At 51.6% G+C, this 12,189-nt stretch carries 8 protein-coding genes; all 8 read right to left on the bottom strand.

Going from position 1 to position 12,189, the window contains the following annotated elements:
• Window positions 1-3: 3 nt before the first annotated feature.
• The 8 genes from hydF to hydE all read right to left on the bottom strand — a co-directional run bounded on the left by hydF (window position 4) and on the right by hydE (window position 11,634).
• The gene (gene hydF, locus A3844_RS29010) at window positions 4-1,194 is read right to left on the bottom strand and encodes a [FeFe] hydrogenase H-cluster maturation GTPase HydF (protein WP_074109285.1); all 1,191 of its coding nucleotides are present in this window, start codon (window positions 1,192-1,194) and stop codon (window positions 4-6) included.
• A 26-nt stretch (window positions 1,195-1,220) separates the two neighbouring features.
• Window positions 1,221-2,645 (bottom strand): [FeFe] hydrogenase H-cluster radical SAM maturase HydG, encoded by a 1,425-nt coding sequence (hydG, locus tag A3844_RS29015; RefSeq protein WP_425270627.1) that lies wholly within the window; start codon window positions 2,643-2,645, stop codon window positions 1,221-1,223.
• Between the two features lie 47 nt (window positions 2,646-2,692).
• Entirely contained in the window at window positions 2,693-4,429 is a 1,737-nt protein-coding gene (locus tag A3844_RS29020; RefSeq protein WP_074109287.1) for an NADH-dependent [FeFe] hydrogenase, group A6, read from the bottom strand.
• Window positions 4,430-4,446: 17 nt separating this feature from the next.
• On the bottom strand, window positions 4,447-6,324 hold the full coding sequence (gene nuoF, locus A3844_RS29025; protein ID WP_083607082.1) for an NADH-quinone oxidoreductase subunit NuoF: 1,878 nt from the start codon (window positions 6,322-6,324) through the stop codon (window positions 4,447-4,449).
• A gap of 42 nt (window positions 6,325-6,366) precedes the next feature.
• Window positions 6,367-6,867 (bottom strand): NADH-quinone oxidoreductase subunit NuoE family protein, encoded by a 501-nt coding sequence (locus A3844_RS29030; RefSeq protein WP_074101591.1) that lies wholly within the window; start codon window positions 6,865-6,867, stop codon window positions 6,367-6,369.
• A 171-nt stretch (window positions 6,868-7,038) separates the two neighbouring features.
• On the bottom strand, window positions 7,039-9,330 hold the full coding sequence (locus tag A3844_RS29035) for a thiamine pyrophosphate-dependent enzyme (RefSeq protein ID WP_074109288.1): 2,292 nt from the start codon (window positions 9,328-9,330) through the stop codon (window positions 7,039-7,041).
• Between the two features lie 20 nt (window positions 9,331-9,350).
• Window positions 9,351-10,343: a 2-oxoacid:acceptor oxidoreductase family protein gene (locus tag A3844_RS29040; protein WP_074084901.1), complete on the bottom strand. Its 993-nt coding sequence runs from the start codon at window positions 10,341-10,343 to the stop codon at window positions 9,351-9,353.
• Between the two features lie 208 nt (window positions 10,344-10,551).
• Window positions 10,552-11,634 carry a [FeFe] hydrogenase H-cluster radical SAM maturase HydE gene (gene hydE / locus A3844_RS29045; RefSeq protein WP_425270628.1) on the bottom strand — a complete coding sequence of 361 codons (1,083 nt, stop codon included), beginning with the start codon at window positions 11,632-11,634 and terminating at the stop codon, window positions 10,552-10,554.
• Between the last annotated feature and the right edge of the window lie 555 nt (window positions 11,635-12,189).

The following is a 12,189-nucleotide window of genomic DNA, read 5'->3' on the forward strand; positions in this document are numbered from 1 at the left end:
TGCTCAAGCCTTCACTTCCAGGACTTCCAGCACACGCGGCAGAATCCCGTGAAAATAGGCAAAGGCGATGCCATAGTTGGTAATCGGCACGTTTTGTACACCCGAGCTCCGCAGCCGCATCATCAGTTGCTTCCGGTTGAATATACAGCCGCCGCAGTGAACGATCAGTTTATAATCAGAGACGTCATCAGGGAAATCAGGCCCCACACTTGTCGTAATATCCAGCCCGCCGCCAGCCATTTCCTGCAGTTTGGCTTTGACGAGCATACGGTCGATCTCTCCGTTATGCGGGTGGTGGATACAGGCCTCTGACAGCAGCACCTTGTCCCCAGGCTTCAGGCTGGATATCATCGCGGCACCGGTCACAAAGGTTTTCAAATCCCCCTTAAAACGCGCCATCAGAATTGCAAAGGTGGTTAATGGCACACTCGCCGGTATAATCTCATTCACTCTGTCAAATACCTGCGAATCCGTAATAACAAGATCGGGCAGCTTGTTTAAGCGCGCGAGCAGCTCAGGCAGCTCTTCTTCAGTAACCGACAACGCTATCGCGTGATGATCGAGCAGGTCGCGGAGGATTTGCTGCTGGGAGGCAACCAGCCGGTATTTGGGAGCAGGGATCATCTCCGGCATTACCATAACGACCAGGTCCCCCAGGTTCACGAGATCACCTACAATGCTGTTTCGTTCAAATTCAGCAGGAGCCAAGGCGCTCATGGCATGGCGCAGACTGCCAAGATTGGAATTCCGCTTCACACTGAGCTTCACGATGGGTACATTCAGATTTGCCTTCAGCGAATCAATATCAACATAATGATCGTCGGTTTTGGCAATGACTCCAATGACGGGAATGTTCCGTTTGTCCAGTTCGTGTACCCATTCCTTCTCCAGCTTGTAGTCGCCCGCTTCATCCGAGAAGATCATGATGCCCAGATCGGTCAGATCCATCACCTCTCTCGTCTTTTGCACGCGGAAGAGGTCAGCATCATCAATTCCGGCTGTATCTACGATAATAGCGGTCCCCACATTCTTGATCTCCACATATTGAAAAATGGGTTCAGCCGTCGTTCCGGGCTCATCACTGACCAGCAAGGTCGATTTCCCTGTGAGCGCGTTGATCAGACTGGACTTTCCGGCATTTCTTTTGCCAAAAACAGCAATGTGCATTTTGTTAGATTGTGGTGTAAATTGCATAGCAATTCTCTCCTCAATATGCGATTTTAGAAACGCAAATCCCGTTCACCATTCTCAATGCGCCGGAGCCGGTCCATCGTTGCTTTTCTCGCGGCTTCCTTCGGAATATCCTCAAGCCCCTTGCGAATGATCTCTTCCCCCAAGGTACGTGTTGTTTCATCTGCGTAATCCAGCAAATATTCTTTAAAAGTTAACAGAGAGTTCGGCTGGCATATATTATGAATCTGTCCGGATTTGGCGAGCCGCATAAAACGGTCCCCTGTCCGTCCTTCCCGATAGCAGGCTGTACAATAGCTGGGAACATATCCGTCCTGACACAATCCGCGGATAATTTCCTCCGGCAAACGATGGTCGCTGACTTCGAATTGAGGCTTCTCTTGCGGCCGGCCTCCGGTTCCCTGTTTGGTCTCCATGTAACCCCCGACCCCCGTACTGGAGCCTGCACTCACCTGAGAAATGCCAAGCTTAATCACCTCGTCACGGAATGACGGTTCTTCGCGGGTGGACAGAATCATTCCGGCATAAGGAACGGCGAGCCGCAAGACAGCAACAAGCCTTTTGAAGTCCTCATCCTTCACCAAATGCGGATACACCTCCAGATTCACGCCCTCCGCCTCCCGCAATCTGGGAACGGAAACGGTGTGAGGGCCTACCCCAAACCTCTCCTCCAAATGCTCCGCATGCATCAGCATGGCAACTGTATCGTACTTATAGTCATATAGGCCGTAGAGAACACCTATCCCCACATCATCAATCCCTCCCATTTGCGCCCGGTCCATGGCTGTAGTGTGCCAGTCGTAATCGCTTTTGGGTCCCTTAGGGTGCATGGTAGCATAGGTGGGTCTGTGGTAGGTCTCCTGAAACAAAATATAGGTTCCGATTTCTGCATCCCTAAGCTTTGAGTAGTCTTCAACGGTAGTAGCTGCTATGTTAATATTCACACGGCGGATGCTTCCGTTATCCACCTTAACCGAATAGATGGTCTTGATCGCTTCGACAACATAGTCAATGTCACAATTCACCGGATCTTCTCCTGCTTCAACGACAAGCCGTTTATGGCCTAATTCCTGAAGCACACGGACTTCATCCGCCAACTTATCCAGATCCAGCTTCCGCCGCAGAAAATCCCCGTTGGTGTGTTTATATCCGCAGTACTCGCAATTATTGACGCAATAGTTGCTTATATATAGTGGAGCGAACAATACAATGCGGTTGCCGTAAATTTTCTCTTTGATTACCTTGGCCGAGCAGTTAATACTGTCAAGCACCTCAGTCTCTGCGACTTCAAGCAGGACAGCCGCCTCCCGGTGGGTCAGTCCCTCGCATGCTCTCGCTTTTTCCAAGATGGTCTGGACATAGGCGGAATCACCCGCCTTCACCTTGGCTTCTTCAAGACTCAGGCGAATTTCCTCATCATTGATAAAGTCCGCTGCTTCCCAATCCTTCCGCACATCCATCAACCTCCATGAACTAGACCTCAAAGCTTGTGGGCATAAGCCTAAACCTTGGAACGCTTAATATAGTGAGTATGCAGCAGTTCATGTGCCAGGTGACCGTTAGGCTCCCCTAAGAATTCTTCATAAAGAGCTTTGATGTAAGGATTGTTATGCGATTTGCGAACCGTTTGGGCCTCATCTTCGGTGTAGATGGCTTTTGCACGCTCTGCCTTAATATCAATCCGCTCGGAGGTTCCGGCATCCACGATGGGCTGACCCCCGCCAGTGATACAGCCGCCGGGGCATGCCATGACTTCCATGAAGTCATAGGTCTTGTCACCCCGCTCCATCGCTTCCATCAGCTTACGCGCGTTGCCGAGGCCATGAACAACAGCCGTACGAATTCTCTGGCCGGTGGGCAAATCAATGACGGTTTCCTTAATGCCCTCCATGCCACGGACAGCGGTATATTCAATGGTATCGAGTGCTTTGCCTGAGGTGATCTCGAACACGGTACGAAGTGCCGCTTCTGCCACACCACCGGTTGCACCAAAAATAACAGCAGCACCCGAACCCTTGCCGATCGGATTATCGAACGCTTCATCCTTCAGGTTCACAAAGTCTAAACCGGCTTCTTTGATCATTGCCGCAAGCTCACGCGTGGTGAGGACCCAGTCGACATCCTGCAGCCCTTCCCTCGACAGTTCTTCACGCGCACCCTCGTACTTCTTGGCGGTACAAGGCATGATGGAGACAACCACAATATTCTTTGGATCTATCCCCGCTTTCTTGGCGAAGAAGGACTTCACCATGGAGCCTTCCATTTCATGCGGCGATTTGCAGGTAGACAGGTTACCCAGCCTGTCAGGGAAGTTATGCTCCATAAATTTCACCCAGCCGGGGCAGCAGGACGTCATAAGCGGCAGGTTCTCTCCGCTGCCAAGGCGGGAGAGCAGTTCGGTCCCTTCTTCCATAATGGTAAGATCGGCACCGAAATTAGCATCAAATACTTTATCAAATCCAAGCTTCCGCAGGGCTGCGACCATTTTACCGGTAACCCGGGTTCCAACCGGCAGGCCAAATTCTTCTCCCAGGGCTACACGAACAGCAGGCGCTGTCTGGACAACAACATATTTGGCCGGGTCTGCAAGATCATCCCACACATCGTCGATGTTCTCACGTTCACTAAGTGCGCCTACAGGACAAGCCATAATACACTGGCCGCAGTTGACGCAGGTGGACTCGGCAAGCGGACGGCCAAACGCGGTGGAGATCACCGTATCAAACCCGCGCTTCGCAAAGCTGATCGCACCCACGGTCTGCATAGTCCCGCAAGCCCCGACACAGCGGCCGCAAAGGATACATTTCGATGCATCACGGACGATAGCCGGAGAAGTATAGTCTTTCTCCTGGCTGGATTTCTCACCGGTGTAAGTCACTTTACGGATATTAAGATTACTGGAGACGTCCTGCAGCTCACAGCCGCCGCTGCGGGAGCAGCTTAGACATTCCTGATTATGATCGGACAGCAAAAGCTCGACGGAAGCACGGCGGGCATCCCGGACCTTCTGGGTGTTCGTCTGAATCTTCATGCCTTCTTCCGCAATCAGCGTGCAGGAGGCAATGAGCCTCGGGCCCACTTCAACCACACATACCCGGCAGCTGGACGAGTGGTTGATTTCTTTCAAATAACACAGGGAGGGTATATCAACACCTTGATTACGGGCTGCTTCGAGCACAGTTGTACCTTTGGTGACTTCTGCCTCGATCCCGTCAATCATGAATTTAATCGTATCCAAAGTAATCACTCCTCTCGTCAGACTATCGCTACGGCTTTGAACTTGCATACATCGAAGCAGACCCCGCACTTGATGCAGACCGCCGTGTCGATGACAAACGGTTCCTTCATTTCACCGGAGATCGCATCCGTTGGACACTTTTTGGCACAAAGGCTGCAGCCCCGGCACAGATCAGAATCGATCTGATAAGAAATCAGCGATTTACAGACGCCTGCCGGACATTTTTTGTCGACAATATGGGCCATGTACTCTTCGCGGAAATACTTGATGGTGGACAATACCGGATTCGGAGCGGTCTGGCCCAAGGCACACAGGGAGGCATTCTTGATCTGGACCGAGAGATTCTCTAGCTTCTCGAGATCCTCCATACTTCCTTTGCCTTCAGTGATCTTGTCGAGCAGCTCCAGCAGACGTTTGGTGCCAATGCGGCAAGGCGTGCATTTCCCGCAGGACTCATCACGTGTGAAATCCAGGTAGAACCGGGCAACGTCGACCATGCAGGTATCTTCGTCCATGATAATCATACCGCCGGAGCCCATCATCGAACCCAGACTGGTCAGCGTATCAAAATCAATGCTGCAGTCCAGGTGCTCTTCTGTCAGACAGCCGCCGGAAGGCCCTCCGGTCTGTACCGCCTTGAATTTTTTACCGCCCGGAATCCCGCCGCCGATTTCAAAAATAACTTCACGCAGGGTTATTCCCATGGGAACCTCAACCAGGCCGGTATTCACGACTTTTCCGCCCAAAGCGAATACTTTGGTGCCCTTAGATTTTTCGGTTCCGATACCTGCATACCATGCGGCACCCTTCAGAATAATCTGGGCAACATTTGCCAGGGTTTCAACATTATTGATGATTGTCGGCTGCTCCCACAGACCTTGAACGGCCGGAAAAGGCGGTTTGGGGGTTGGCATTCCCCGGTGACCCTCCACCGAGTGAATCAGAGCTGTTTCTTCTCCGCAGACAAAAGCTCCGGCTCCAAGCCGTACATCAATGTTAAAGCAAAAGCCGGTTCCCAGGATATTATCGCCGAGCAGACCATATTCGCGGGCTTGGGCAAGCGCTTTCACGAATCGTTGGACAGCGATTGGATATTCCGCACGGACATAGATGAAGCCTTGACTGGAACCAATGGCATACCCGGCAATCGCCATCGCCTCAATGACCGAGTGAGGGTTGCCTTCGAGGATTGAACGGTCCATAAATGCCCCGGGGTCCCCTTCGTCCGCATTACAAATGACGTACTTTTGCTTCTTATCCTGCTTGGCTGCAAATTCCCACTTCAGACCTGTGTTGAACCCGCCGCCGCCGCGTCCCCGCAGACCCGATTGCTTGATGGTATCAATCACCTCCTGGCGTCCCATGGTCTTCAGCACCTTGCCAAGCGCCTGATAGCCGTCACTGCCGATGTACTCATCAATATTTTCCGGGTCAATAACCCCGCAGTTGTGCAAAGCGATCCGCACTTGTTTTTTGTAGAATTCCGTTTCTTCAAAGTTCAGGGTTTCGCCGTCCTGCTTGGTCTTCTCGTAAATTTTCTTCTCGTAAGGTTTGCCATGGAGCAGATGTGCTTCCACCAGCTTCGGAATATCCTGAACCTCTACCCTGCTATAAAATATACCTTCCGGATAGACGATGACGACTGGCCCGAGCTCGCATAGGCCGAAGCAGCCTGTGCGCACGACCTCCACCTGCTCCTGGATGCCGTGGCCTGCGATTTCCTGGTTCAGCTTAGCAATAATCTGATTGGAATCAGACGATGTACATCCTGTCCCCCCGCATACCATCACTGACCTGAACCGGATGGAATCAGGAGATTCTCCGGTGATTTTCCGGTTATCCAGACGACCTTGCGTAAGCGTTCTGATAGCATCAAGATCCGTTAAGAGCTTCATACTCATACCTCCCGTATCAAATGCGCCAGAGGCGCAAGAGCATCAATTGTATTCCTTCAGAATTTTCGGAATGTTATTGGGTACCAGCCGTCCATGGACTTTTTCGCCAATGGTCATGACGGGTGCAAGGCCGCAGGCCCCCAGACAGCGGGTCGCTTCCAGTGTGAATTTATTGTCTTCGGTGGTTCCTTGTACAGGGACCTTCAGCTCCGTGCTCAGCCGGTCAAGCACACCTTGTGCACCCTTGATATAGCAAGCTGTGCCGAGGCACACATGGACCACATTCTCCCCTTTGGGGGTCAGCGAAAAGAAATGATAAAACGATGCCACACCATAGATTTCACTCATCGGCAAGTGAAGTTCAGCAGACACGATCTGGAGAACGGGCTCCGGCAGATAGCCGTAGATATCCTGAATTTCATGAAGCACGGGAATCAAAGCCCCCTGAATCATTTTGAATTGCGAAATCGCGGCCTGGACTTTCATCAGCTTCTCGTCGGCCTCCGCTACGCCCCCACTGTTACTGATTGGTTGTTGTTTCATTAAGAATGCTCCTTCCACTCAAGGTAAAAAGTTGAGCGCGATATTTAGAAATGCAACATCTTTTGCTGAAATCCAAATAGAATATATTGAGAATGATTTTCAGTTAAAAAGGATGAGGATGAGGCCAACCCCTTTATCTGTCGGCCTCTACACAACCCTGCCCTAGGGCAGTTAGAGCAGCGAACTCTCATTCTTGAGCTTCAACCGGCTCCAGCGGCGTTCAATTTCGGCTTCGAAATTTTGCAGCAGCTCTTCATCCTTCAGCAGATGTTTGGTTTTGCCCATTCCCTTCAGCCACTCTACTGCCGGGATGCGCTTGCCCTTCAATTCCGGATTGTAGGTGATGCTCGTGATGCCCTGTTCAATTTCATACAGCGGGAAGAAGCAGGAATCCACAGCCGCTTTTACCAGATCATAGCCGCTATGGTCACTCGTCTTCCAGTTCAGCGGGCAGGCGCAGAGCAGCTTTCCGTAGGCAGTACCGACGTTGTTGGCATACCACTGTGCCTTGGCAGCCTTTTGCAGCAAATCCTGGGGGTTGGATTCAGCACCGGTAAATACATAAGGAATGTTGCAGGCCGCCAGAATTTGCGCCGTATCCTTGTGATGCCCTTTTTTACCCTTCTGCGCCTTCCCTACCCCGGAGGTGCTGGTCATGTGCCCCATCGGAGTCGAGTAAGACAGTTGGGAGCCGGTGTTCATGTAGCCCTCGTTATCATATTCAAGGATGATCATTTTATGGTTGCGGAGAGCCGCGCCTACGGTTGCCCCCATGCCGATATCCATACCGCCGTCGCCGGACACCATCACGAAGGTGATGTCGTCACTAATCTGGACTTCGCCGCGCCGCTTCAATTCGTAGAAGGCATCCACCATTCCGGCGAGTGTAGCTGCTCCGTTCTGGAACAGGTTGTGTACAAAGGTCTGGTTATGGGAGGAATACGGGTAGCTTGCCGTTACCACATACGCACAGCCCGTCTGGAACAGGACCACCATATCGCCTTCGATTCCCTTGAAGAACAGCTCCAGTGCCGAAAGTGCGCCACAGCCGGGACAGGCGCCATGCCCCGGGGCCAGGCGGTGCGGCTTGGCAGTCAGTTGACGGAGCGGGGGAAGCTTCACTTTCAGCAGGCCGGTATCTTCACTGGGAGTCACCTCAATGAGGCCGCTTTTGTACGCATCGCCATGCAGCGGTTCCATCACAGGAACAAGTGCATCCTTGGCATCCCCGGGGTAGTAACCATGATAGTCGAACGGTTTCTCGGCATACCCTTTAGCCGCTGCATCCATAGCCAGTTGAAAAAAGGCTTCTGCATCATCCGCATAGAAATCCTTGCCGCCCAGACCAAAAATACGGGAGAGGATGATTGTCTTGTTGTCCGGATCTACCTGCAGCGCAGAACGGATCTCGTGGGTCAGATTACCGCCCTGGGCCCCATAGGAATCAGCGCGTTCACCGACAAGCAGTGCCTTGACATTCTTAAGGGCTTGCCGCAGCTGCTCCGCCGGGAACGGACGAATGAGGTTGGGACGGACCAAGCCTGCCCGGATGCCTTTAGCCCGAAGCGCGTCTACGGTATCCTTGGCGGATTCCCCTGCGGAGTTCAGCAGGAACACAGCGACTTCGGCATCATCCATACGGTACAGGTCGAGAACTTTATGTTCACGTCCTGACAACGCGGCATATTCCCGGGCGACCTCCGCATAGACCTCACCTGCTTTTTCCAGAGCTACCGATAGCTGATAGTGGTTGTTCAGCAGGTCATCACCACCCATATGCGCCCCTATGGTCACCGGATGGGCAGGGTCCGAGACATTCGGATAGTTGGGATTGGGATTCGGACCTACAAAATTTTGTACAACTTCATTCTCTTTAAAGTATTGGACTTTGCGTTTCTGGTGGGAGGTGAAGAAACCGTCATAAGCAACGATTACAGGCAGACGCACCTCAGAATGTTCAGCTATTTTGAGGGCCATGATATTCATGTCATATACAGCCTGCGGGGTGCTGGCAGTCAGGATCACCCAGCCTGTATTAAGACCGTAGTACAAGTCAGAATGATCTCCACGGATATCAAGCGGCCCGCTCACTGCACGGGTAACGAGGTTAAGCACCATCGGGAACCGTGTCCCGGACTGGGTGGGAAGCTGCTCCAGCATATACAGAAAACCTTGGGAACTGGTTGCGTTAATCACGCGTGCACCCGCCATAGCCGCACCGTAGCATATCCCGGCAGAACCATGTTCACCATCTGCTGCGATTAGTTGAATATCGTGTAGACCGTTCGCTTTCATCTGATCCAAGTACTGGGCAACTTCTGTAGATGGTGTAATGGGAAAATAACCCATAATGTGGTAATTTATCTGGGCAGCCGCAGTAGCCGCCATTTCATTACCGGATTCGAAGTGAGTGACTTGTTCAGCTACAATGATCTCAGTCTGTGCATCTTCACTAACAGCCATTGTTGTTTCCTCCCTTTCCATCACTTGAACACTTGGGGAACGCGATGCTCTTCGGCAAAACCCACTTCTTCACGGATACTGGTGAGGGCTTCTGTGGGGCATACTTCAATGCATTTCAGGCAGCCTTTACAGTAGTGATAGTCGATGCCAAGCAGGATCTGCTGGGGCCGTCCACGCTTGTCTTCGCCTTCCTCCCAGACAAAACAGTTGTCAGGGCATACATTGTCGCATGCCGCGCAGCTAATACATGAATCCACATCAAGGACCGGCAGTACACCTGAACGCGAGCCGCTCAGATCCTTCTGAATACTGTTGCCCTGCGCGAGAATCACACCGCCGGGAACTTGTGTCTCGTAGCCGAGCAGAGACTGCGCACGCTTGAAAGGTACAGCCTGTGTCCCTGCAGGCACTTCGTAGGTTTTGAATTTCACTTCGTTATATCCCCGGTCGAAGGTGCGGATGTTCGGTTCCACCAGGTGCGGATATTTTTTCTCAAAGGTTCTGCGGATCACCTTGCGCATCGCTTCCGGATCAAGGAAATCACAGATACGGAACATAGCGCCAAGCATCGAGGTATTGACTTTCGTCTGCTCCTCAACGGCGATCCCCATGGCATCCACCAATGCAACCGTACCGTATTCCAGCTTCAGATCTGCCCGGACCTCATCGAAACCGCGCGAGGTATTCACCAGGACAACACCGTCCGGCTGCAGGCCACTGACCACGTTAACCGTCTTGTACAGGGCCTCATGAAAAACAGCAACCAGATGGGGCTCTTCAATTGGACTGTGGTCCCTGATTTCGACTTCTGGATCACAGAAGCGGACGAATGTTTTGATAGGAGTCCCTTTTTTTTCGGAGCCGTAAGATGAGAAGTTGGATGCATTGAAGCCAAGCTCAATCGCACCGGTCTCGGCAAGCATTTTACCCGCAAGGTTGGCCCCAAGTCCGCCGATGGATTCCAGACGGATTTCATAAAAACCCAGCGCATTCTTTTTTGGCAACGTTGACATTAAATCTCCTCCTAAAAGTTATGTCAGCATCCTTCTATGAGATCACTTCGTACAAAACTAGCTCCGGAAGCATGAACTTAGTTATGTCAGCATCCTTCTATGAGATCACGATCACTTCGTATAAAACCCTCTTGGCTGCATGTACTTTTATCTCCAGGCCATCGAACGTGAAATTATTCACTTATAAGCCTAAAATAAACCTTTCCCTCTAGCTTTTCTCTGGTGTGCGGTTGAAGCTGCAGTGATCCCCTCTAGTGAGATCAATCTTATAGCCGGCGGCTGCGATCCTCATCTCCATACAGCTTCTGCATTGGGAAGCCTCGTCCCCCGTGCAAATCTTGTTCTCATATAGCGCATATTTCCTGCGGACGCTCAGTGGGGAGAGTATGGGCATCACTACGTTACTACCCGCTGCAAGCGCCTTTTCCCTGCCTGTATGATCAAGAGTTCCCATTGCCGTTGTGGCAGGCATCAGCGCATCCGGAATGAGCAATCTTGCCATTGCAATCATCACGAGCGTATCTTCAACCGTCCCTCCCTGAGCATCTTTAAGCGGAGTTGCGCTATGCGGGATGAACGGGCCGATGCCGATCATTTCCGGATGGAGTTCCTTCAGAAAAAGGAGATCCTCTGCCAGGTGCTCATGGGTCTGTCCGGGAAGTCCCACCATAAAGCCGGCTCCAACCTGGTAGCCAATTTTCTTGAGCGTACGCAGGCAGTTCACACGGTTATCGTACGACATCCCCGGATGCAATGACTGGTACAGCGAACGTGAAGCTGCCTCGTGCCGAAGCAAGTACCGGTCAGTTCCGGCATCAAAAAGCGCACGATAAAAAGCTTCGCTCCGTTCTCCAATGGATAAAGTGATTGCCGCCTCAGGAAAACGGATCTTCATGCTCGTGACCAAGCGGACCATCCGTGCTTCCGTGAAGTGGAAATCTTCTCCGCTCTGTAGGACAAATGAACGATACCCGAGACGGTATCCCTCTTCTGCACACTCCAGAATCTCCTTCTCAGTCAGCCGGTAACGCTCCGCCGCAGCGTTCGACCTGCGCAGACCGCAATACAGGCAGTCCTGTTTGCAAAAGTTTGAAAATTCAATTAGGCCCCTCATAAAAACGTTTTCATTATAGTGCAGCTTCCGGGTTTGTGCCGCGAGATCAAACAACCGGACCTTGAGTTCAGGAGTCAGATGCTGCAGAAAATAGACTATTTCTTCTTGATCCAACTCGTTTTGCTCAACTAATTTGCCAAGCAACCCTTCCATCGAGCGTGTTCCTCCATCCCGCATGTCTGCCAAGAAAAGACCTCTTTTTTCTCCGTCCGTTACCAGGCAAAACAAGCTTGCAGTGAACGAATTACTCTAGATTATGCAGGGGGTGTAGGTAACATGACGGCGTGATCTGCACATTTTTCGCTTTTTATGCCTTTCTTTAGAACTCCTCCATGAAGTCCCGTAAAAAAGCCAATTGTGCTTGTCACCATAGCGTCGGGGGAACAATATTTTTCAGGGACAGGAATCAAAAACAGCGGGTTTCCGACAATCGGAAATCCGCTGCTATCTTAGATTTCGAACACAGCCGGGAGCTTATACGGGGAGAGAATTCTTGGGCCAGAGGCAAGCTCAAGTGGAAAAAGTGAACTTAATACTTCCTTTTTCTATCCCCCGCAAACGCTAGTTGGACAAAGTAAACTTAATCTGGCCCATTCGCACACGTACGGGTAAATCCGCTTAGATTAGGTCTACTAATTCCCACTAAATCCACTTCCCAACGCCTTGGAGTCCCATTTAAGTTCACTAATTCCACTCCGATTTCCCACGGCGCCCAGCAACCCTCCATTCCCA

Source organism: Paenibacillus helianthi (genome assembly GCF_001909055.1).
Classification (GTDB): Bacteria; Bacillota; Bacilli; order Paenibacillales; family Paenibacillaceae; genus Paenibacillus_AQ; species Paenibacillus_AQ helianthi.